The 23,705-nt window shown below is 67.9% G+C and carries 15 protein-coding genes; 12 read left to right on the plus strand and 3 right to left on the minus strand.

The window, feature by feature from the left end:
- The first annotated feature begins 42 nt into the window (after positions 1–42).
- The 4 genes from atpG to BT264_RS27780 all read left to right on the plus strand — a co-directional run bounded on the left by atpG (position 43) and on the right by BT264_RS27780 (position 4,928).
- Positions 43–918, plus strand: coding sequence for a F0F1 ATP synthase subunit gamma (gene atpG / locus BT264_RS27765; protein WP_034183837.1), 876 nt, complete (start codon positions 43–45; stop codon positions 916–918).
- Between the two features lie 65 nt (positions 919–983).
- Positions 984–2,378 carry a F0F1 ATP synthase subunit beta gene (gene atpD, locus BT264_RS27770; RefSeq protein WP_034183838.1) on the plus strand — a complete coding sequence of 465 codons (1,395 nt, stop codon included), beginning with the start codon at positions 984–986 and terminating at the stop codon, positions 2,376–2,378.
- Positions 2,379–2,532: 154 nt separating this feature from the next.
- Positions 2,533–2,958, plus strand: coding sequence for a F0F1 ATP synthase subunit epsilon (locus BT264_RS27775; protein WP_006477288.1), 426 nt, complete (start codon positions 2,533–2,535; stop codon positions 2,956–2,958).
- A gap of 242 nt (positions 2,959–3,200) precedes the next feature.
- Positions 3,201–4,928 carry an AMP-binding protein gene (locus BT264_RS27780; protein WP_072442669.1) on the plus strand — a complete coding sequence of 576 codons (1,728 nt, stop codon included), beginning with the start codon at positions 3,201–3,203 and terminating at the stop codon, positions 4,926–4,928.
- 727 nt (positions 4,929–5,655) lie between these two features.
- Here BT264_RS27780 and BT264_RS27795 read toward each other — a convergent pair.
- On the minus strand, positions 5,656–6,456 hold the full coding sequence (locus BT264_RS27795) for a transporter substrate-binding domain-containing protein (protein ID WP_072442673.1): 801 nt from the start codon (positions 6,454–6,456) through the stop codon (positions 5,656–5,658).
- 149 nt (positions 6,457–6,605) lie between these two features.
- Here BT264_RS27795 and hemE point away from each other — a divergent pair, with 149 nt between their 5' ends.
- The 4 genes from hemE to BT264_RS27815 all read left to right on the plus strand — a co-directional run bounded on the left by hemE (position 6,606) and on the right by BT264_RS27815 (position 15,940).
- Positions 6,606–7,700, plus strand: coding sequence for a uroporphyrinogen decarboxylase (gene hemE, locus BT264_RS27800; RefSeq protein ID WP_231944009.1), 1,095 nt, complete (start codon positions 6,606–6,608; stop codon positions 7,698–7,700).
- Between the two features lie 448 nt (positions 7,701–8,148).
- A complete protein-coding gene (locus BT264_RS27805; protein ID WP_072442676.1) occupies positions 8,149–10,410 on the plus strand; it encodes a primosomal protein N' in 2,262 nt (753 codons plus the stop codon).
- Positions 10,411–10,784: 374 nt separating this feature from the next.
- Entirely contained in the window at positions 10,785–14,717 is a 3,933-nt protein-coding gene (putA, locus tag BT264_RS27810; protein ID WP_072442677.1) for a trifunctional transcriptional regulator/proline dehydrogenase/L-glutamate gamma-semialdehyde dehydrogenase, read from the plus strand.
- A gap of 83 nt (positions 14,718–14,800) precedes the next feature.
- Positions 14,801–15,940, plus strand: a complete 1,140-nt coding sequence (locus tag BT264_RS27815; RefSeq protein WP_072442678.1) for a branched-chain amino acid ABC transporter substrate-binding protein — start codon at positions 14,801–14,803, stop codon at positions 15,938–15,940.
- Between the two features lie 109 nt (positions 15,941–16,049).
- Here the strand turns inward: BT264_RS27815 and BT264_RS27820 are convergent, their stop codons facing one another.
- Together BT264_RS27820 and BT264_RS27825 are read right to left on the minus strand one after the other, a co-directional pair.
- Positions 16,050–17,558 carry a class I adenylate-forming enzyme family protein gene (locus BT264_RS27820; RefSeq protein ID WP_072442679.1) on the minus strand — a complete coding sequence of 503 codons (1,509 nt, stop codon included), beginning with the start codon at positions 17,556–17,558 and terminating at the stop codon, positions 16,050–16,052.
- 50 nt (positions 17,559–17,608) lie between these two features.
- Positions 17,609–19,261 (minus strand): acyl-CoA dehydrogenase family protein, encoded by a 1,653-nt coding sequence (locus tag BT264_RS27825; RefSeq protein WP_072442680.1) that lies wholly within the window; start codon positions 19,259–19,261, stop codon positions 17,609–17,611.
- A gap of 120 nt (positions 19,262–19,381) precedes the next feature.
- Here BT264_RS27825 and BT264_RS27830 point away from each other — a divergent pair, with 120 nt between their 5' ends.
- The 4 genes from BT264_RS27830 (at position 19,382) to BT264_RS27845 (ending at position 23,703) form a co-directional block, all read left to right on the plus strand.
- A complete protein-coding gene (locus tag BT264_RS27830; protein WP_072442682.1) occupies positions 19,382–20,050 on the plus strand; it encodes a TetR/AcrR family transcriptional regulator in 669 nt (222 codons plus the stop codon).
- Between the two features lie 211 nt (positions 20,051–20,261).
- On the plus strand, positions 20,262–21,416 hold the full coding sequence (locus BT264_RS27835) for a pyridoxal phosphate-dependent aminotransferase (RefSeq protein WP_072442683.1): 1,155 nt from the start codon (positions 20,262–20,264) through the stop codon (positions 21,414–21,416).
- Positions 21,417–21,468: 52 nt separating this feature from the next.
- Positions 21,469–22,257, plus strand: coding sequence for an ABC transporter substrate-binding protein (locus BT264_RS27840; RefSeq protein WP_034183849.1), 789 nt, complete (start codon positions 21,469–21,471; stop codon positions 22,255–22,257).
- 15 nt (positions 22,258–22,272) lie between these two features.
- Positions 22,273–23,703: an FAD-binding oxidoreductase gene (locus BT264_RS27845; protein ID WP_072442685.1), complete on the plus strand. Its 1,431-nt coding sequence runs from the start codon at positions 22,273–22,275 to the stop codon at positions 23,701–23,703.
- Positions 23,704–23,705 lie beyond the last annotated feature (2 nt).

Genomic DNA, 23,705 nt, shown 5'->3' on the forward strand with positions numbered 1-23,705 from the left:
GGGTGCTGATGCGCCCGCGCCGCTTCGGTCAAGGAGCAAGCTATGGCTGGAATGAAGGAAATTCGCGGCAAGATCAAGAGCGTGCAGAACACGCGCAAGATCACGAAGGCGATGGAGATGGTGGCCGCATCGAAGATGCGCCGCGCGCAGGAACGCATGCGCGCTGCTCGTCCGTACGCGGACAAGGTCCGTGCCATCGCCGCGCACATGAGCCGTGCGAACCCGGAGTACCGCCACCCGTTCATGGTGGCGAACGACGGCACGAACACGGCCGGCATCATCCTCGTCACGACGGACAAGGGTCTGTGCGGTGGTCTGAACACCAACGTGCTGCGTGCGACGGTGCAGAAGTTCAAGGAGCTGGAAGAGAAGGGCCAGAAGGTCGAAGCCACCGCGATCGGTAGCAAGGGCCTCGGGTTCCTGAACCGCTTCGGCGCGAAGGTGATGTCGCAGGTCGTGCACCTCGGCGACACCCCGCATCTGGACAAGCTGATCGGCGCGGTGAAGACGCAGCTCGACCTGTACTCGGAAGGCAAGCTGTCGGCGGTTTATATTGCTTACACGCGCTTCGTCAACACGATGAAGCAGGAAGCCGTGATCGAGCAGCTGCTGCCGCTGTCGTCGGAGCACTTCGAGGCCGATGACGGTACGCCGGCCACGTCGTGGGACTACATCTACGAGCCGGACGCGCAGGCAGTCGTCGACGAACTGCTCGTGCGTTACGTCGAGGCGCTGGTGTACCAGGCCGTCGCGGAGAACATGGCGTCCGAGCAATCGGCGCGGATGGTCGCGATGAAGGCCGCGTCCGACAACGCGAAGACGGTGATCAGCGAATTGCAGCTCGTGTACAACAAGAGCCGTCAGGCCGCGATTACGAAAGAACTGTCGGAGATCGTCGGCGGCGCAGCCGCTGTTTAAGCGCGCGCCCGGACGACAACTGCGCCTTTGCGCGAGTAAAGAATCAGGTATTTAAAGGAAAAGCGATGAGTACTGCTGCTTTGGTAGAAGGCAAGATCGTACAGTGCATCGGCGCCGTTATCGACGTGGAATTCCCGCGCGACAGCATGCCGAAGATCTACGACGCGCTTATTCTCGATGGCTCGGAACTGACGCTCGAAGTCCAGCAGCAGCTGGGCGACGGCGTGGTCCGCACCATTTGTCTGGGTGCATCCGACGGCCTGCGCCGCGGTCTGACCGTGAAGAACACGGCAAATCCGATCTCGGTGCCGGTCGGCAAGCCGACCCTCGGCCGGATCATGGACGTGCTCGGCCGTCCGATCGACGAAGCCGGCCCGATCGTGAGCGAACACACGCGCTCGATCCACCAGAAGGCTCCGGCGTTCGACGAACTGTCGCCGTCGACCGAACTGCTCGAAACGGGTATCAAGGTCATCGACCTGATCTGCCCGTTCGCAAAGGGCGGCAAGGTTGGCCTGTTCGGCGGTGCCGGCGTGGGCAAGACCGTCAACATGATGGAGCTCATCAACAACATCGCGAAGGAACACGGCGGTTACTCCGTGTTCGCGGGCGTGGGCGAGCGTACCCGTGAAGGGAACGACTTCTACCACGAAATGAAGGACTCGAACGTTCTCGACAAGGTCGCGCTGGTGTACGGCCAGATGAACGAGCCGCCGGGCAACCGTCTGCGCGTCGCGCTGACCGGCCTGACGATGGCCGAGCACTTCCGTGACGAAGGCCTCGACGTGCTGTTCTTCGTCGACAACATCTACCGTTTCACGCTGGCCGGTACCGAAGTGTCGGCACTGCTCGGCCGTATGCCGTCGGCAGTGGGCTATCAGCCGACGCTGGCTGAAGAAATGGGCAAGCTGCAAGAGCGCATCACGTCGACCAAGAAGGGCTCGATTACGTCGGTCCAGGCCGTGTACGTCCCTGCGGACGACTTGACCGACCCGTCGCCGGCTACGACCTTCGGCCACCTTGACGCAACCGTCGTTCTGTCGCGTGACATCGCTTCGCTGGGTATCTACCCGGCGGTCGACCCGCTCGACTCGACGTCGCGTCAGATCGACCCGAACGTGATCGGTGAAGAGCACTACTCGATCACCCGTCGCGTTCAGCAGACGCTGCAGCGCTACAAGGAACTGCGCGACATCATCGCGATTCTGGGCATGGACGAACTGTCGCCGGAAGACAAGCTGTCGGTCGCGCGCGCACGTAAGATCCAGCGTTTCCTGTCGCAGCCGTTCCACGTCGCTGAAGTGTTCACGGGCTCGCCGGGCAAGTACGTGCCGCTGAAGGAAACGATCCGCGGCTTCAAGATGATCGTCGACGGCGAGTGCGACCACCTGCCGGAACAGGCGTTCTACATGGTCGGCACGATCGACGAAGCCTTCGAAAAGGCCAAGAAGATCCAGTAAGGGTCGGGTGTAACGCAGCGGGCGCCGAGCGTTCGCGACGACTGCCGTTCCGGCAGCTTTTCGCGGACAGGCGCCCACGTAATACGCTCAACCCTAGCCGTGCATGGGACGGGAGTCAGCGCAGAAGCGCCGACTCCCGCCGACAGGAGTCGATATGGCAACCATCAAAGTAGACGTCGTCAGCGCGGAAGAGCAGATCTTCTCGGGCGAGGCGAAATTCGTCGCGCTGCCGGGCGAAACGGGTGAGCTGGGTATTCTGCCGGGCCACACGCCGCTGATCACGCGGATTCGTCCGGGTGCGGTGCGCATCGAAGTCGAGGGCGGCAACGACGAATTCGTGTTCGTCGCGGGCGGCATTCTCGAAGTGCAGCCGGGCGCCGTGACGGTGCTCGCCGATACCGCGATCCGCGGCAAGGACCTCGACGCGGCGAAAGCCGAGGAAGCGCGCAAGCGTGCCGAGGAAACGCTGCAGAACGCGAAGTCGGACCTCGACCTCGCGAAGGCGCAATCCGAGCTCGCGACCGCGATGGCGCAGCTCGAGGCGATCCAGCGTCTGGCGAAGATCCGCAGCCGGCACTGAGCCGCGCCGCGTATCCCGCGAAAGAAAGCAGCCTTCGGGCTGCTTTTTTTTCGCCTGTCCTTTGCGTGCCGCGGTGTTTCGTCCGGTCGTGCTATTTCATCCGTCCGCCGCGAATTGATGTCAGAGTGTCGTCAGCGGAGCGCGTCATCATCCGCAGTCAGGCCGCCCGCCGCGAGTGTGGCGACGGAGGCGGGCGCAGCAAGCGCACGCGGGCCGATCGGACAAAAAAGACGGAGACATTCATGGCAGCAGACCTTGGCGTGGGGGCGCTGATCGCGCCCGAAAACGGACTGTCGTACGTGCGCGGCGCGACCGACGTGCCGCTATCCGAAGCGACGATCGGCCGGTTCCTGCGCGATACCGCCGGCCGCTTTCCCGAACGCCCGGCGGTCGTGTTCCGCGAGCAGCAGGTGCGCTGGACCTGGCGCGAATTCGCGGACGAGGTCGACGTGCTCGCGGCCGGCCTCGCCGCGCTCGGGATCGTGAAGGGCGACCGCGTCGGCATCTGGTCGCCGAACCGCAGCGAATGGCTGCTCACGCAGTTCGCGACCGCGCGTATCGGCGCGGTGCTCGTCAACATCAATCCGGCCTACCGGCTGTCGGAACTCGAATACGCGCTGAACAAGGTCGGCTGCAAGGCCGTGATCGCGGCCGAGCGCTTCAAGTCGTCGGCGTATGTCGAGATGCTGCAGACCATCGCGCCGGAGCTCGCGACCGCGACGCCGGGCGACCTGCATGCGGCGCGCGTGCCGAGCCTGCGTACGGTCGTGTCGATGGGCGACGTCGCGCCGGCCGGCATGTTCCGTTTCGCCGACGTGATGACGCGCGGCCGCCAGGCCGTCGACCCCGCGCTGCTCGATGCGATCGGCGCGACGCTCGAGTCCACCGACGCGATCAACATCCAGTTCACGAGCGGCACGACGGGCAGCCCGAAGGGCGCGACGCTCACGCATCGCAACGTCGTCAACAACGCGCGCTCGATTGCGATGGCGATGCGCTTCACCGAGCAGGATTCGCTTTGCATTCCGGTGCCGCTGTACCACTGCTTCGGGATGGTGCTCGCGGTACTCGCGTGCGTATCGAAGGGCGCGGCGATGGTGTTCCCGGGTGAGGCATTCGACCCGGTCGCGACGCTCGCGGCCGTGGCCGACGAACGCTGCACCGCGCTGCATGGCGTGCCGACGATGTTCATCGCGGAACTCGATCATCCGGATTTCCCGACATTCGACCTGTCGACGCTGCGCACGGGGATCATGGCCGGCTCGCCGTGCCCGATCGAGACGATGAAGCGCGTCGTGTCGCAGATGCACCTGGCGGAGATCACGATCGCATACGGGATGACGGAGACGAGCCCGGTGTCGTTCCAGAGCTCGACCGACGATCCGCTCGAGAAGCGCACGACGACGGTCGGGCGCATCCAGCCGCATCTCGAAGTGAAGATCGTCGATCCGAGCGGCGACATCGTGCCGGTCGGCGTGACGGGCGAGCTGTGCACGAAGGGCTATTCGGTGATGCTCGGCTACTGGGACGACGACGCGAAGACGCGCGAGGTGCTGGTCGACGGCTGGATGCATACGGGCGACCTCGCGACGCTCGACGCGGACGGCTACTGCAACATCGTCGGCCGGCTGAAGGACATGGTGATTCGCGGCGGCGAGAACGTCTATCCGCGCGAGATCGAGGAATTCCTGTTTCGGCATCCGAAGATCCAGAGCGCGCAGGTGTTCGGCGTGCCCGATGCGAAATACGGCGAGGAGCTGTGCGCGTGGATCGTGCTGCGCGCGGACGAGCAGATGACCGAGGACGACGTGCGTGCGTTCTGCAACGGGCAGATCGCGCACTACAAGATTCCGCGCTATATCCGCTTCGTCGACGAGCTGCCGATGACGGTGACGGGCAAGGTGCAGAAATTCGTGATGCGCGACCGGATGATCGAGGAACTGAAGCTCGACGTGCAGAAGACCGCGTAAGTTGGCCCGGCGGCCCGGCGGCGGGAAAAACGCGCGGCCAGCGGGCCGTTGCGTTTTCGATGGACGAAAAAAAGCGGGCTTATTAGCCCGCTAAAAACCACACGCTACGGGGTTAGCGCGAGGAGACCAAAGATGAAACCGAGTCCGGCGGGGGCCGGAAACGACTCCAACAGGGATGCCCCTGGGAAGGGCTTCGGTACGTGACCGACTGGCTCGCAGCGCTTCGCGTCCGCTCACACTTGGCACACGAGACCGCATCCGTGTTGAAACCGTTGAGGCCATTGTGGGCGAATTACCGACCCATCGCGGTAACAAAGTGTTTCAGGTTGTAACGCCCGCCAGATAAGGCTTTCCGGGATTTTTTGCTGTTTTCGGGGTCCTGAAAAAGGTCATTTTTACCCATATTTTCCGCGCCGTTTTCATCATATGCATACGGCGCGTTTTTCACGCGTATCGGGCGCGATGAATTGCCGATTTACACGTGAGAAAACGCACCGCGCGGCAGATACCGCGGATGACGATTCATTCGTCAGAAAGATTTTGAAACGTGATCGGGATGTGTGGAAGTCGGCCGTTTGGCCGATTCGGGTGATTTCGCGCGGCAGCGGTTCGCCAGGGCAAGGTGGCGATGTGTAACTGCGGCAGGCCGGCCGCCGCCGCGCAGCGATTTCAGCGGGCAGCGGCCACGGGGTCGGTGCCCGTCATCGGCCGCCGCAAACATGCGCGCTTACTTCAGCCACTTGTCCGAAATCGCCTGGTATTCGCCGGTCGACAGAGCGAGATGCAGCCACTGGTCGACGTACTGCTGGAACGCGACATCGCCGCGCGGCACCATGTATGCCTTCTCGCCGAACTGGAACGGTTTGTCCGGATGGACCGAGCACAGCCCCGGATTCAGTTTTTGCTGCAGCTGCGTCTCGGACGCATCCGTCACCATCACGTCCGCCTTGCCCGCGAGGATCTGCTTGAAGATCGTCACGTTGTCCGGATAGACGGTCAGGTTCGCATGCGTGAAGTACTGCTTCGCGAAACGTTCGTTGGTGCCGCCCGGGTTCACGATCACGCGTGTTTCGGGCCGGTCGATCTGCGCGACGGTCTGGTATTTGTCGGCGTCCGCGCAGCGCACGATCGGCGTCTTGCCGTCGACGACGTACGGCTGCGTGAAGAACACGCGCTTCTGGCGCTCGAGCGTCGTCGATACGCCGCCCACCGCGACGTCGCATTTCGCGACGAAATCGCCGGTCAGGTTCGACCAGCTCGTCTTCACGTAGTCGGTCTTCACGCCGAGCGACTTCGCGAGCGATTCGGCCATGTCGATATCGATGCCCTCGAAGCGGCCGTCCGCGCGGTAGTACGAATACGGCTTGTAGTCGCCTGTCGTGCAGACGCGCAGCGTGCCGCGCGCGAGTACGTCGTCGAGCCGCGAGCCGGCGCCCGGGGCGGCGGGGGCGCTGCCCGCGCCGGTCTGCGCGTGCGCGGCGGCGCAGCAGAGCAATGCGGCCGCGGCGAGCGTGGCGAATGTCTTCATCGGTCTCCTCCTTCGTTCGGTTCGATATGAGCGTCCGATCATAACGGAGCCATCGCGCGCGTCATATGGCCGCCATCGCATCGGCATGCGCAGCCTGACGCCGGCTGTCCGGTAAAATGCCGCTTTGCCTTCGCATCGTCGCTCCTACCGTGGCCCATAACCTGCTCAACGACACCTTCCTGCGTGCGCTTCTGCGCGAGCCGACCGACTACACGCCGATCTGGCTGATGCGCCAGGCCGGCCGCTACCTGCCCGAATACAACGCGACGCGCGCGCGCGCCGGCAGCTTCCTCGGCCTCGCGAAGAATCCCGACTACGCGACCGAGGTGACGCTGCAGCCGCTCGAGCGTTTCCCGCTCGACGCCGCGATCCTGTTCTCGGACATCCTGACGATTCCGGACGCGATGGGGCTCGGCCTCGACTTCCAGGTCGGCGAAGGGCCGAAGTTCGCGCATCCGGTGCGTACCGAGGCCGACGTCGCGAAGCTCGCGGTGCCGGACATCGAAGCCACGCTCGGCTACGTGACCGGCGCCGTGCGCGAGATCCGCCGCGCGCTGACCGACGGCCAGGGCCGCCAGCGCGTGCCGCTGATCGGCTTCTCGGGCAGCCCGTGGACGCTCGCGTGCTACATGGTCGAAGGCGGCGGGTCGGACGATTTCCGCACGGTGAAATCGATGGCGTATTCGCGCCCCGACCTGATGCACCGGATCCTCGACGTGAACGCGCAGGCGGTGGCCGCGTACCTGAACGCGCAGATCGAAGCGGGCGCGCAGGCCGTGATGATTTTCGACACGTGGGGCGGCGCGCTGGCGGACGGCGCTTACCAGCGCTTTTCGCTGGACTACATCCGTCGCGTGGTCGCGCAGCTCAAGCGCGAGCACGACGGCGAGCGCGTGCCGGTGATCACGTTCACGAAGGGCGGCGGGCTGTGGCTCGAGGAGATCGCGGCGACCGGTGTCGACGCGGTCGGGCTCGACTGGACGGTCAACCTCGGCGCCGCGCGCGAGCGCGTCGCGGGGCGCGTCGCGCTGCAGGGCAACCTCGACCCGACGATCCTGTTTGCGCCGCCGGCCGCAGTGCGCGAACAGGCGCGCGCCGTGCTCGACAGCTACGGCAACCACCCGGGCCACGTATTCAACCTCGGGCACGGCATCTCGCAATTCACGTCGCCCGATCACGTCGCCGAACTCGTCGACGAGGTACATAACCACAGCCGCGCGATCCGTAGCGGAGCCGCCGGCTGAACGCAAGCGCTGTCATGCTGCACTGCGGGGTGACAGCGTTTCGCTGCCGGCGCTAAACAGGGCGCAACCCCGTACCGGTTGCCGATTCGTTGCTTGTCAAGACTTGACTTATGCACATTTTCCACGTTGCAGCGCGGTAGAGCCCCGCGTCGGTCAAATTGTCTCGCTATGGTTTGGTAATTTGAATAGCAGCCTTATGGAATAAGGCTCCGCGGGGCACCGCCGCAAACGGCGGAAAACCGTGGAAAACACGGCCCGGCGCGCGTTGCGGCCATTGAGCGGCGAGTTCTCAACAAAGTTATCCACAGGCTGGGCAGGGTATACGGCGATTCCTAATGCGAATCCAAAACTTAGCGCCGAATCTGAAGTTTTACTTTAAGTTCGCTGCCGCGATGCGGGCGCGGGTGCAAGCCGCCCATGCGGCACGTACCGCCGCCGGGGCGCCGTGATGAACGGCACCTACCTGCGCGTCGCGCTCGACCATCCGCTCGCGACCCTGTTCGACTACCGCTGCGATGCGCAACCGGCACCCGTGCCCGGCACGCTCGTGCAGGTGCCGTTCGGCAAGCGGCAGGCCGTCGGGCTCGTCTGCGAAGTGACGACTCACACCGACGTGCCGCCGTCCCGGCTGCGCGCGATCGACGCGATCTGCACCGACTTGCCGCCGCTGTCGGCGGACTGGCTCGCGCTCGTGTCGTTCGCCGCCGACTACTATCAGCGCGGGCGCGGCGAGGTCGCGTTGCCGGCGCTGCCGCAGGCGCTGCGCGACGCCGGACGCTGGGGGCGGCTGCTGGCGCCCGAGGTGCGCTACCTGCCGACGGAAGCCGGCCGCGCGGCGCTGCCCGATGCGTTGCCCGCGCGCGGGGCCGCGCTGCGGCGACTCGCGCAGGCGCTCGTCGACACCGGCTCGCTGGGACTGCCCGACGCGCGCGCGCTGCATCCGAAGGCGGCCGCGACGCTCGATGACTGGGCGGCGCGCGGTTGGGTCGACGTCGAGGAGATCGGCTGGAACGACGCGCCTGTGCCCAAAGCTGTGGATAACCTGTCGACAACCGGTGGACGAGCTGTGCCGCCGGCGCTTACCGACCAGCAGGCCGAGGCGCTCGACGCGATCCGCGCCGCGCAGGGTTTCGCGCCGTTCCTGCTGCATGGCGTGACAGGCAGCGGCAAGACCGAGGTCTATCTGCATGCGCTCGCATCGCTGCTCGACGCGCGGCCGGACGCGCAGGCGCTCGTGCTCGTCCCCGAAATCAACCTGACGCCGCAGTTCGAGGCCGCGTTTCGCGCGCGCTTCGCGGGTGCGCTCGCAGACGACGCGATCGTCACGCTGCACAGCGGGCTCGCCGAGGGCGAGCGCGCGCGCAACTGGCTCGCCGCGCACACGGGCCGCGCGCGGATCGTGCTCGGCACGCGCCTCGCGGTGCTCGCATCGATGCCGACGCTCGCGCTGATCGTCGTCGACGAGGAGCACGAGCCCGCGTACAAGCAGCAGGAAGGGCTGCGCTACTCGGCGCGCGATCTCGCCGTGTGGCGCGCGAAGCAGCTCGGCATCACGGTCGTGCTGGGCTCGGCAACGCCGTCGCTCGAAACCTGGTGGCAGGCCGAGCAGGGCCGCTACACGCGGCTCACGCTGTCGCGCCGCGCGGTGGCCGACGCGACGCTGCCGTCCGTGCGGCTGATCGATCTCGAAGAGGAGCGGCGGCGCGGGCGCGCGTCGATGGGCGGGCTGTCGGGGCCGCTCGTCGCGGCGCTGAAGGCGCGGCTCGAACGCGGCGAACAGAGCCTCGTGTTCCTGAACCGGCGCGGCTACGCGCCGCAACTCGCGTGCGACGCCTGCGGCTGGGTCGCGGGCTGCCCGCGCTGCAGCGCGTACGTCGTGCTGCACAAGCCCGAGCATGCGCTGCGCTGCCACCACTGCGGTTGGGAGGCGCGCATTCCGCGCTCGTGCCCCGAGTGCGGCAACGTCGACATCGCGCCGCTTGGGCGCGGCACGCAGCGGATCGAGGAGGCGCTCTCCGAGGCCGTGCCGGGCGCGCGCGTGCTGCGGATCGACGCGGACAGCACGCGCCGCAAGGGCAGCGCGCAGGCGCTCTTTTCCGACGTGCACGCGGGCGAGGTCGACATCCTCGTCGGCACGCAGATGATCGCGAAGGGGCACGACTTTCAGCGCGTGTCGCTGGTCGGCGTGCTCAATGCCGACACCGCGCTGTTCTCGCACGACTTCCGCGCGAGCGAACGGCTGTTCGCGCAGCTGATGCAGGTGAGCGGCCGCGCGGGCCGCGCCGGGCTGCCGGGCGAGGTGATGGTGCAGACGCGCTACCCGCGTCACGCGCTGTACCACGCGCTCGGGCGGCAGGATTACGTCGGCTTCGCGAATTCGACGCTCGGCGAGCGCCGCGACGCGCACCTGCCGCCGTTCGTCTACCAGGCGCTGCTGCGTGCCGAAGGGCGCACGCTCGACGCGGCGCTCGCGTTCCTGCTGCAGGCCGCGGCCGCGTTGCCGGGGCTGCCGGGCGCCGATCGCGTGACCGTGTACGACGCGGTGCCGATGACGATCGTCAAGGTCGCGAACGTCCACCGCGCGCAGCTGCTGCTCGAAAGCGCATCGCGGGCGGCGCTGCAGCATGCGCTGCGCGCATGGCAGCCGGAGCTGCGTGCACTGAAGGGCGTGCTGCGATGGAGCGTCGAAGTCGATCCGCTGGATATCTGAGCGGCGCCCCGCGCAGCCGTCGCGCGGGGCACCGCGTTGAAGCCCGGGCTGCCGGGCCCTTCCGAACCGTCTCTCGTCGCGCACTCATATCAGGCGACTCACTCGCCGCCACACCCAGTGCAACCCGTTTTCGTCCGCTGCCGTGCGCGCCGGAGGTTGCACGCGCATGTCGAATCGGTTCGATCAGGGAAAACACCGATCCCCGGACCGCGGGCAACTCCTAGGTTGCAACCTTCTAAGTGGCTGATTATATTGGCTAACCAAGGGGTGCAACCCATCTCTCAATTTGGTTGCACCTTTTTATTGCGTGCCGTAGGATTTCGCGCATCCTCTCACACCACATTGCCGGGCTCGCACCGGCGCACGAACCCACCATGGCAAGCACGACTCTCGGCGTCAAAGTCGACGACATTCTCCGCTCGCGCCTCAAGGACGCAGCCGCGCGTCTGGAGCGCACTCCCCACTGGCTGATCAAGCAGGCGATCTTCGCGTATCTCGAGCGGATCGAGCACGGCCAGCTGCCGCCCGAGCTGTCGGGCCACAGCGGCGTCACGGAGCTCGCCGACGGTCAGGCTGCGGACGGCGACGACGACAACTCGCCGCATCCGTTCCTCGAGTTCGCGCAGAACGTGCAGCCGCAATCGGTGCTGCGCGCGGCGATCACGGCCGCGTACCGCCGCCCCGAGCCGGAATGCGTGCCGTTCCTGCTCGGCCAGGCGCGCCTGCCCGCGAACCTGCAGGCGGACGCGCAGGCGCTGGCGACGAAGCTCGTCGAGGCGCTGCGCGAGAAGAGCTCGGGCGGCGGCGTCGAAGGGCTGATCCACGAGTTCTCGCTGTCGAGCCAGGAAGGCGTCGCGCTGATGTGTCTCGCCGAAGCGCTGCTGCGCATTCCCGATCGCGCGACGCGCGATGCGCTGATCCGCGACAAGATCAGCAAGGGCGACTGGCGCTCGCACGTCGGCCACGCGCCGTCGCTGTTCGTCAACGCGGCGACCTGGGGGCTGATGATCACCGGCAAGCTCGTGACGACCAACAGCGAAGCGGGCCTGTCGTCGGCGCTCACGCGCCTGATCGGCCGCGGCGGCGAGCCGCTGATCCGCAAGGGCGTCGACATGGCGATGCGCCTGATGGGCGAGCAGTTCGTCACCGGCGAGACGATCTCCGAAGCGCTGGCCAACAGCCGCAAGTACGAAGCGCGCGGCTTCCGCTACTCGTACGACATGCTCGGCGAAGCGGCGACGACCGAAGAGGACGCGCAGCGCTACTACGCATCGTACGAGCAGGCGATCCACGCGATCGGCAAGGCGGCCGGCGGCCGCGGCATCTACGAAGGCCCGGGGATCTCGATCAAGCTGTCGGCGCTGCACGCGCGCTATTCGCGCTCGCAGCAGGACCGCACGATGAGCGAGCTGCTGCCGCGCGTGCGCGCGCTCGCGCTGCTCGCGCGCCGCTACGACATCGGCCTGAACATCGACGCGGAAGAAGCCGACCGGCTCGAACTGTCGCTCGACCTGCTCGAGGCGCTGTGCTTCGATCCGGATCTCGCGGGCTGGAACGGCATCGGCTTCGTCGTGCAGGGTTACCAGAAGCGCTGCCCGTTCGTGATCGACTACCTGATCGATCTCGCGCGCCGCAGCCGTCACCGCCTGATGATCCGTCTCGTGAAGGGCGCGTACTGGGATAGCGAGATCAAGCGTGCGCAGGTCGACGGCCTCGAAGGCTATCCGGTCTATACGCGCAAGATCTACACCGACGTGTCGTACCTCGCGTGCGCGAAGAAGCTGCTCGCGGCGCCCGACGCCGTCTACCCGCAGTTCGCGACGCACAACGCATACACGCTGGCCGCGATCTACCAGCTCGCGGGCCAGAACTACTACCCGGGCCAGTACGAATTCCAGTGCCTGCACGGGATGGGCGAGCCGCTGTACGAGGAAGTCACGGGCCGCGACAAGCTGAACCGTCCGTGCCGCGTGTACGCACCGGTCGGCACGCACGAGACGCTGCTCGCGTACCTGGTGCGCCGCCTGCTCGAAAACGGCGCGAACACGTCGTTCGTGAACCGCATCGCCGATAAAACCGTGTCGGTGAAGGAGCTGGTCGCCGATCCGGTCGACGAAGCGATGAAGGTCGTGCCGCTCGGCGCGCCGCACGCGAAGATCCCGCTGCCGCGCAACCTGTACGGCGACGAGCGTCCCAACTCGATGGGCCTCGACCTGTCGAACGAACACCGTCTCGCGTCGCTGTCGTCCGCGCTGCTCGCGAGCGCGCATTTCCCGTGGCGCGCGGCGCCGATGCTCGCCGACGACGCGCTCGCCGACGCGCCGGCCCGCGACGTGCGCAACCCGGCCGACCAGCGCGACACGGTCGGCACGGTCAGCGAAGCGACGGCCGAACACGTGAGCGCGGCGCTCGCGCACGCGGTGGCCGCCGCGCCGATCTGGCAGGCCACGCCGGTCGATGCGCGCGCCGATTGCCTCGTGCGCGCGGCCGACCTGCTCGAAGCGCAGATGCACACGCTGATGGGCCTGATCGTGCGCGAAGCCGGCAAGTCGCTGCCGAACGCGATCGCCGAGATCCGCGAAGCGGTCGACTTCCTGCGCTACTACGCCGCGCAGATCCGCGACGAATTCTCGAACGACACGCACCGCCCGCTCGGCCCCGTGGTCTGCATCAGCCCGTGGAACTTCCCGCTCGCGATCTTCATGGGCCAGGTGGCGGCAGCCTTGGCAGCCGGCAACACGGTGCTCGCGAAGCCGGCCGAACAGACGCCGCTGATCGCCGCGCAAGCCGTGCGCCTGCTGCGCGAGGCCGGCGTGCCGGCCGGCGCGGTGCAGTTGCTGCCGGGCACCGGCGAGACCGTCGGCGCGGCGCTGGTCGCCGATCCGCGCACGCGCGCGGTGATGTTCACCGGCTCGACCGAAGTCGCGCGCCTGATCAACAAGACGCTGTCCGCGCGCCTCGACCCGGACGGCAAGCCGATTCCGCTGATCGCGGAAACGGGCGGCCAGAACGCGATGATCGTCGACTCGTCGGCGCTCGCGGAGCAGGTCGTCGCGGACGTGATGCAGTCGTCGTTCGACTCGGCCGGTCAACGGTGTTCGGCGCTGCGCGTTCTGTGTCTGCAGGACGATGTCGCGGACCGCACGCTGACGATGCTCAAGGGCGCGATGCACGAGCTGGCGCTGGGCAACCCGGACCGTCTGTCGACCGACGTCGGCCCGGTGATCGACGGCGAAGCGAAGCAGACGATCGACACGCACGTCGCGGCGATGAAGGACAAGGGTCACGCGGTCACGCAGCTGCCGGCGCCCGACGCGTGCGCGCACGGCACGTTCGTGCCGCCGACGCTGATCGAGATCGGCAGCATCGACGAGCTCAAGCGTGAAGTGTTCGGCCCCGTGCTGCACGTCGTGCGCTACCGCCGCAACCAGCTCGACAAGCTGCTCGAGCAGATCCGCGCGACGGGTTACGGCCTGACGCTCGGCATCCACACGCGGATCGACGAGACGATCGCGCACGTGATCTCGAACGCGCACGTCGGCAACATCTACGTGAACCGCAACGTGATCGGCGCGGTGGTCGGCGTGCAGCCGTTCGGCGGCGAAGGGCTGTCGGGCACGGGCCCGAAGGCCGGCGGCGCGCTGTACCTGCAGCGCCTGCTCGCGACGCGTCCGTCGGGCCTGCCGCGCTCGCTCGCGCAGACGCTGGTGGCGGACGGCGCGGTCGAGGGCGACGCGCGCGGCAACCCGGCGGCGGCGCTCACGACGTTGCGCGACTGGCTGATCGAACAGCGCGAACCGGCGCTGGCCGCGCGTTGCGACGGTTATCTCGCGCAGGTGCCGGCCGGCGCGACCGCGGTGCTGACCGGCCCGACGGGCGAGCGAAACACGTATACACTCGGCCCGCGCGGCACGGTGCTGTGTGTCGCGGCGACGCCGGGCGGCGCGCGCGCGCAGTTCGCGGCGGTGCTCGCGACCGGCAACCGCGCATTGTTCGCCGGCGCGGCCGGCGAGGCGCTCGTCGCCGCGCTGCCGGCGTCGCTGAAGCCGCACGCGGCCGTGCGCAAGCAGGCCGACGCGGCGTTCGACGCGGTGCTGTTCGAAGGCGACAGCGACGAACTGCAGACGCTCGTGAAGGACGTCGCGCAGCGGCCGGGCCCGATCGTGTCGGTGCAGGGCGTGTCGGTGGGCGCGTTCGAGAACGGCGACGCGGAAGACTACGCGCTGGAGCGGCTGCTGACCGAGCGCTCGGTGAGCGTGAACACGGCCGCGGCGGGCGGCAATGCGAATTTGATGACGATCGGCTGATCATCCTTGCCGTTCGGATCAAACAAAGAAGCGGCAAGGCGATCCCGAAGCCGCTTCATTTACCCTGGTACCAAGGAGATGCTATGCAACACACGATGAAAAAGGTGGCAGGCGCGACGTTCGTCGCGGTCATGTCGCTGGCGGGGACGGCCCATGCGGATGACGTGAAGATCGGTTACGCAGGGCCGATGACGGGCGCGCAGGCACACTACGGCAAGGATATGCAGAACGGGATCGTGCTCGCGCTGGAAGACTTCAACGCGACGAACCCGAAGATCGGCGGCAAGCCCGTGAAGTTCGTGCTCAGCACGCAGGACGACCAGGCCGACCCGCGCACGGGCACGACGGTGGCGCAGAAGCTCGTCGACGACGGCATCAAGGGCATGCTCGGCCACTTCAACTCGGGCACGACGATCCCGGCTTCGCGCATCTACGCGAACGCGGGCATTCCGGAAATCGCGATGGCGACGGCACCGGAATACACGCAGCAAGGCTACAAGACGACCTTCCGCATGATGACGTCCGACACGCAGCAGGGCTCGGTGGCCGGCACGTTCGCGTCGAAGGATCTCGGCATGAAGAAGATCGCGATCGTCGACGACCGCACGGCCTACGGCCAGGGTCTCGCCGACCAGTTCGAGAAGGCCGCGAAGGCCGGCGGCGCGACGATCGTCGACCGTGAATTCACGAACGACAAGGCGGTCGACTTCAAGGCGATCCTGACCAAGCTGAAGGCGGCGAAGCCCGACCTCGTCTACTACGGCGGCGCGGATTCGCAGGCAGCGCCGATGGTCAAGCAGATGAAGGCGCTCGGCATGACGGCACCGCTGATGAGCGGCGAAATGGTGAAGACGCCGACGTTCCTGAAGATCGCGGGCAACGCGTCGGAAGGCACGATCGCTTCGCTGGCCGGTCTCCCGCTCGAAGAGATGCCCGGCGGCAAGGCCTACGCCGACAAGTACAAGAAGCGCTTCGGCGAAGAAGTGCAGACCTACTCGCCGTACGCATACGACGGCGCGATGGCGATGCTCAACGCGATGAAGAAGGCCGATTCGACCGATCCGGCGAAGTACCTGCCGGTGCTCGCGAAGAGCGACATGGCGGGCGTCACGTCGACGCACGTCGCGTATGACGCGAAGGGCGACCTGAAGAACGGCGGCATCACGATGTACAAGGTCGAGAAGGGCGAGTGGAAGCCGCTGAAGAGCATCGGCGGCAAGTAAGCAACCTGTGACTCGCGGCCGGCGGCGCACGTCGCTGCCCGGCCGATCATGCGAAAAAGCCACCGGGCCGTCGGGCCTGGTGGCTTTTTTCATGGGGCGTGAGCGGGCGCTACTCCTTGCGCACGCGCAGCAGGAATTTCTGCAGCTTGCCGGTCGGCGTGCGCGGCAGCGCCTGCGCGAACGCGAACTCGCGCGGAATCTTGTACGCGGCGAGCCGCTCGCCGCAGAACGCGCGCAGCGCGTCCGCGTCGGGCACCGTGCCTGCACGCATCACGACGTGCGCGACGACCGTCTCGCCCCAGTCCGGATGCGGGACACCGACGACGGCCGCCTCGGCGATGTCCGGATGCGCGCCGAGCACGTCTTCCACTTCCTTCGAATAGACGTTTTCGCCGCCCGTCACGATCATGTCCTTCAGCCGGTCGACGATGAACAGGTAGCCATCCTGATCGATTCGCGCGACGTCGCCGGTGCGATACCAGCCGCCCGGTGCGAACGCGGCGCGCGTCGCGGCCGCGTCGTCGAGATAACCGAGCATCATGCTGTCGGTCTTCAGCCAGATCTCGCCGGTCTCGCCCGGTTGCGCATCGACGCCGTCCATCCGCACGACGCGCAGGTCGACACCCGGGCCGCCGTGGCGGCCGATCGAACCGGCCTTCGCGATCTGCTCGTCCGGATACAGCGTCGTGCCGGCCGGCCCCGTTTCGGTCATCCCGTACACGTGGAAGAACGCGTCGGTGCGATACGCGCGTGCGAGCCGTTCGGCCTGCGCGGCGCCGATCGGGCCGCCGCCGTACAACCAGGCGCGCACGCTCGACAGGTCGAATGCCGCGAAGCCGTCGATCGTGTCGAGCGGCAGCGTGTACGACACCGGCGCGCCGAAATACAGCGTCACGCGCTCGCGCTCGACGGTCTGCAGGAAGCGCAGCGGATGGTATTCGCGCAGCAGCACGACGGTGCCGCCCGCGACCAGCGTGCCGCCGAACCAGTTGTTGAGCGGCGACGAATGCCAGATCGGCATCGCCATCAGCGTGCGCTCGTTGCGGCCGATGCCGGTCGCGAGCGCCGCCGACATCGCGGCGAGCGTCACGGTGCGGTGGCTGTGCACGCAGCCTTTCGGGCGGCCGGTCGTGCCGGACGTATAGAGGATTTGCGCGATGTCGCCGTCGGCCGGTTCGATGCCCGCGACGCCGTCCATCGTCGCGCACATCGTGTCGAAGCACGGCACGCCGTCGAGTTCGCCTTCGGTCACCAGCCGCCGCGCGGGATGAACGATGCGTTCGACCACCGGCGCGAGCGCCACGTCGAACAGGAGCGCCTTGCTGCGGCTGTGTTCGAGCACGTAGTCGACTTCCGGCGCCTGCAGCTTGTGGTTGACCGGCACGAACGTCGCGCCGAGCCGCCACGCGCCGAACATCAGGTCGACGAAGGCCGGCGTGTTGAAGCACATCGCGGCGACGCGGTCGCCGGCCGCGATGCCGAGCGCGCTCAGCACGGCCGCCGCGCGGTGCGAGCGCTCGCGCGCGGCGGCATAGGTGATCGTCGCGGATTCGCTGACGAGGAACGGCTTGTCGGGCGTCGCGCGGGCGGCGCGGTCGAGGGCGGCGACGAGGTTCATGGGGCTCCGGGCGGGGCGAACGAAGGTGAACTCAGGCGAGCGAACCGGCGTCAGGCCGGATACGCGCGCTGCAGCAGCGCGGCGACGTCGAGCGCGTGCGGATCGAAGCCGCCCGCGATGCGGCCCCAGTCGGGCGCGGCGAGCCGCGTCGCGACGAACGCGTCGGCGACGGCCGCCGGCGCATCGCGGCGCAGCAGGCACGCCTGCGCGACGAGCGCGAGCCGCTGCGCGAACACGCGGCCCGACGCTTCGAGCGTGTCGGCACGCGCGGTGAGCATCGCGCGCAGCGCGTCGAGCGCCGTGCGGATGCGCGGTTCGCCCGCGCCGAGGTCGGCGAGTTCGGCGAACAGCGCGGCGGCCGCGTCGGGCTCGCGCGACACCGCACGCAGCACGTCGAGGCACATCACGTTGCCCGAGCCTTCCCAGATCGAGTTGACGGGCGCCTCGCGGAACAGCCGCGCGATCGGGCCGTCGTCGACGTAGCCGTTGCCGCCGAACACTTCCATCACCTCGCCGGTCAGCTCGACCGCGCGCTTGCAGACCCAGAATTTCGCGGCGGGCGTGACGATGCGCTTCCACGCGCGTTCGCGCGGCGAGTCGTCGCGCTCGAACGCGTCGGCAAGGCGCATCGCGAGTACGAGCGCGGCTTCGCTTTCGAGCGCGAGATCGGCGAGCACGGTGCGCATCAGCGGCTGTTCGGCGAGCGCGCGGCCGAACGCGTGGCGCTGGCGCGTGTACGCGATCGCCTGCACGACGCCCTGGCGCAGCATCGCCGCGCTGCCGAGCACGCAGTTCAGCCGCGTGTAGGTGGCCATCTCGATGATGGTCGGAATGCCGCGTCCTTCGTCGCCGAGCATGATCCCCCACGCGTCGTTCAGCTCGATCTCGCTGCTCGAGTTGCTGCGGTTGCCGACCTTGTTCTTCAGCCGCTGGATCTCGACCGCGTTCTTCGTGCCGTCCGGCCGCCAGCGCGGCACGTAGAAGCACGACGGGCTGCCGCCTTCGGTGTGCGCGACGACGAGGTGCGCATCGCACATCGGCGCGGAGAAGAACCACTTGTGGCCGCGCAGCAGGTATTCGCCGCCGCGCCCGCCCGCGCCGACGGGCGTGGCGAGCGTCGTGTTCGCGCGCACGTCGGAGCCGCCCTGTTTCTCGGTCATCCCCATGCCGAACCAGATCGAGCGCTTGTCGGCGACCGGCACGTCGCGCGGATCGTAGTCGTCGCTGTAGAGCTTGTCGCGCAGCAGGTTCCACAGCGCGGGCTCCTTCTGCAGCACGGGAATCGCGGCCTGCGTCATCGTCGCCGGGCACAGCGTGCCGGCCTCGATCTGGCCGTGCAGGTAGAAGCCGGCCGCGGTCGCGGCCCAGCGGCCGCGGCGTGTGTCGCGGAACGCGAGCGATACGAAGCCTTCGTGGCGGTACTGGCCGAGCAGCGCGTGCCACGCCGGGTGGAAATCGACGCGGTCGATGCGCCGGCCGCGCCGGTCGAACGCGTTCAGTTCCGGCGGATGCTGGTTCGCTTCGTCGGCGAGTTGCGCGGTGTCGGCGCTGCCGAGCCGCGCGCCGTACGCGTCGAGCTGCGGCACGGCCCAGTCGGCGCCGGCGCGGGCGAGCGCGTCGCGCAGCGCGACGTCCGTCGCGAAGAGGTTATAGTCGACCAGTTCGTCGAACTGGTTCGTGACGGCGTGAGTCGATTCGGTCATCGAGGTTGTCTCCGGTCTCATGCTTCGCGGGCGGCCGGCGTCATGCAACACGGATGGCGCTGCGGCGCTGGTTCCGGCTCCCGGTAAACGCATTCCCTGCTGAATTCCAGAGTAGCAAATATGCCGCCGCGACATGTTCAGGTTCCGGCGCCGCCCGGCCAGCCGGCGGCGCAACCCGCGCCCGCGTTGCGCCGCCGGCCGCGCCAGTCGCGCGCGCAGGCGAGCTCCGACGCGCTGCAGCAGGCGTTCGTTCGGCTTTTGCTCGAACGCGGCTACGCGAAGGCGACGATCCGCGAGATCGCGGCCGTCGCGGGCGTGAGCATCGGCACCTTCTACGAGTATTTCGGCGACAAGCAGAGCCTCGCGGCGCTCTGCATCCACCGGTATGTGCTGGCGATGGCCGACCGGCTGCGCGATGCGGCAGAGCGGCTGCGCGGCGCGCCGCGGGCCGAACTCGCCGTGGCGCTCGTCGACCTGCAGGTCGACGCGATCGGCGCCGACGCCGCGCTGTGGAGCGCGTTCTTCGCGCTGGAGCGGCAGGTGTCGCCGCTCGCCGCATACCGCCGGCATTACGACGCATATGTCGCGCTGTGGCGCGACGCGCTCGCGCACGCGGCCGATCCGCCGCCGGCCGCGCGGCTCGACGGGCTCGCGCGGATGGCGCATACGGTCTGCTACGGCGGCCTCTCGCAGGCATTGCTGACGCTCGGGCCCGCGCTCGACTTCGCCGCGCTGCGCGGCGAGCTGCGGGCCGTGCTGCTCGCGTATCTGGCGGCGGCGGGCGCGTAGCATCCCCTACGGGTAATGCCTGATTCGCATATCAGGCCGGCAGTTCAGCCTTGCCGCTGCGTGCTTCACACCGTGAGCCATGAGAAAAATGCATGGCCGCCATGACGAACTTTCGATTGTCCGCCGATATTGGCTGGGGCTAAATCATGCGGCAGATGCAGGGCCGCGCGTGTCGCGCGGGCCAGCCCGAAGGACATCAGAAGGAGGAGTCATGCGAAGCGCCACCGCGCCCCGTTCGAAACTGCCCGACGTCGGCACGACGATCTTCACGGTGATCGGCCAGCTGGCCGCGCAACACGATGCGTTGAACCTGTCGCAGGGCGCGCCGAATTTCGCGCCCGATCCGGCGCTCGTCGAAGGCGTCGCGCGCGCGATGCGCGACGGGCACAACCAGTACTCGCCGATGGCCGGCGTGATGGCGCTGCGCGAGCGGCTCGCCGAGAAGACCGAGGCGCTGTACGGCACGCGCTACGACCCGGCGACCGAGATCACGGTGATCGCGAGCGCGAGCGAAGGGCTGTACGCGGCGATCAGCGCGCTCGTGCATCCGGGCGACGAGGTGATCTATTTCGAGCCGTCGTTCGACAGCTATGCGCCGATCGTGCGGCTGCAGGGCGCGACGCCGGTCGCGATCAAGCTGTCGCCCGAGCATTTCCGCGTGAACTGGGACGAGGTGGCCGCGGCGATCACGCCGCGCACGCGGATGATCATCGTGAACACGCCGCACAACCCGACCGCGACCGTGTTCTCGGCCGACGATCTCGAGCGGCTCGCGCAGCTCACGCGCGACACCGGCATCGTGATCCTGTCCGACGAGGTCTACGAGCACGTCGTATTCGACGGCGCGCTGCATCAGAGTGTGGCGCGCCACCGCGAGCTGGCCGAGCGCAGCGTGATCGTGTCGTCGTTCGGCAAGTCGTTCCACGTGACCGGCTGGCGGGTCGGTCACTGCCTCGCGCCGGCCGAGCTGATGGACGAGATCCGCAAGGTGCACCAGTTCATGGTGTTCGCTGCCGACACGCCGATGCAGGTCGCGTTCGCGGAGATCCTCGCGCGGCCGGACGGCTATCTCGGCCTGTCGGCGTTCTACCAGGCCAAGCGCGACCTGCTCGCGCGCGAGCTGGCCGATTCGCGTTTCGAGCTGCTGCCGAGCGAAGGCTCGTTCTTCATGCTCGCGCGCTTCCGGCACTTCTCGGACGAAAGCGACAGCGATTTCGTGCTGCGCCTGATCCGCGACGCGCGCGTCGCGACGATTCCGCTGTCGGCGTTCTATACCGACGGCACCGACGCCGGTGTGATCCGGCTCAGTTTTTCGAAGGACGACGCGACGCTGGTCGAAGGCGCGCGGCGGCTGCGTTCGCTGTAAGCAAGGAAACCGGCGACGAGGACGTCGCATCGACCAGACCAAGGAGATCACGATGAAGCACACGGCAACCCTGAAACTCGCATTCGCACTCGCGTGCGCAATCGGCTCCGGCGCGGCGCTCGCCGATACGCAGACGCTGCGCTTCGGCCTCGAGGCGCAATACCCGCCGTTCGAATCGAAAGCGCCGAACGGCGACCTGCAGGGCTTCGACATCGACGTCGGCAATGCCGTCTGCCAGACGGCGAAGCTGTCGTGCAAATGGGTCGAGACGTCGTTCGACGGCCTGATTCCCGCGCTGAAGGGCCGCAAGTTCGACGCGATCAACTCGGCGATGAACGCGACCGAGCAGCGGCGCCAGGCGATCGACTTCACGACGATCATCTATCGCGTGCCGACCCAGCTGATCGCGCGCACCGGCAGCGGCCTGCTGCCGACGCCCGAATCGCTGAAGGGCAAGCGCGTCGGCGTGCTGCAGGCGTCGATCCAGGAAACCTTCGCGAAGGCGCACTGGGAACCGGCCGGCGTCGCGGTCGTCGCGTACCAGGACCAGAACCAGGCGTATGCGGACCTCGTGGCGGGCCGCCTCGACGCAACGCTCGTGCTCGCACCGTCCGGCCAGCGCGGCTTCCTGTCGCGCCCGGACGGCAAGGGCTTCTCGTTCGTCGGCCAGCCCGTGCACGACGACCGGATCCTCGGCAGCGGCATCGCATTCGGCCTGCGCAAGGGCGACGACGCGCTTAAGGCGAAGCTCGACGCGGCGATCGACAAGCTGAAGGCGGACGGCACGGTGAAGTCGCTCGGCCTGAAGTATTTCGGCGATATCGACATCTCGACGAAGTAAGCGGGGCCGCGCGCGATGCAGAACCCGAACCCGGCCGCCGCGGGCGGCGAACAGGGCGGCGCGCCATTGTCGGACGATGCGCTCGGCGCCATGCTCGTCGCCGAACTGGGCGACGCGCTCGTCACGCGCGCGGCCGACATCGATCCGCGTTACTTCACCGCGTACAACGAGCCGGCCGGCGTGCGGCCGCGTGCGCTGGTGCGCCCGCGCAGCGTCGACGACGTGTCGCGCACGCTCGCGCTATGCGCGCGGCTCGGCCAGCCGGTCGTGCCGCAAGGCGGGCTGACGGGGCTCGCGCGCGGCGCGGTCGCGCTCGGCGGCGAGGTCGTGTTGTCGATGGAACGCTTCGCGGGCATCGAAGCGCTCGACGCGGCGGCCGGCACGATGACCGTGCGCGCCGGGACGCCGCTGCAGACGGTGCAGGAAGCCGCGGAAGCAGCGGGCTTCACGTTCGGCGTCGATCTCGGTGCGCGCGGCTCGTGCCAGATCGGCGGCATGCTCGCGACCAATGCGGGCGGCACGCGCGCGATCCGCTACGGGATGATGCGCGATCAGGTGCTCGGGCTCGAGGCCGTGCTCGCGGACGGCACGGTCGTGTCGTCGATGAACCGGATGCTGAAGAACAACGCGGGCTACGACCTGAAGCAGCTGTTCATCGGCAGCGAGGGGACGCTCGGCGTCGTCACGCGCGCCGTGCTGCGGCTGCACCCGTTGCTCGCCGCGCCGGCCACCGCACTCTGCCGCGTACGCGATTACGACGCGGTGGTCGGATTGTGGAACCGCGTGCGCACGCTGCCCGAGGTCGTCAGCTTCGAGGCGATGTGGCCGGCGTTCTACGACTACGTCGCGCGCCATACGCCGGGCGTCACTGCGCCATTCGCAGGTGACGGCGGGTTCGCGGTGCTGATCGAGTGCGCGACGAGCGCGCCGGGCGGCGATGCGCATCAAGCGCTGGAAACCGGCCTCGCGGCGGGGATCGAAGCAGGGCTCGTGGACGATGCGGTGCTCGCGACGTCGGAGCGGCAGGCGCGCGACCTGTGGACGCTGCGCGAAGGCCTCGCGATCGATGCGCTGCCGCAGCTCGTCAACTTCGACGTGAGTTTGCCGACGGGCGAGCTCGGCGCGTTCGCCGAACGCTGCGAGGCGTCGCTGCGGGTGCGCTGGCCGGCGCTCACGTGCCTGTTCTTCGGCCACGTCGGCGACGGCAACGTGCATATCGGCGTGTCGCTGGCCACGATGACCGACGCGGACGCCGATGCGCTCGATCACTGCGTGTACGCGGTGGTGCGGGACATGGGCGGCTCGGTGTCGGCCGAGCACGGGATCGGGGCGCTCAAGCGTCCTTATCTCGCGCACACGCGCAGCGACGCGGAAATCGGGCTGATGCGGCGCCTGAAGGCTGCGCTGGACCCGCGCGGCATCCTGAATCCCGGCAAGGTGCTTTGACA

This window comes from Burkholderia sp. NFPP32 (assembly GCF_900119325.1).
Taxonomy (GTDB): domain Bacteria; phylum Pseudomonadota; class Gammaproteobacteria; order Burkholderiales; family Burkholderiaceae; genus Burkholderia; species Burkholderia pyrrocinia_C.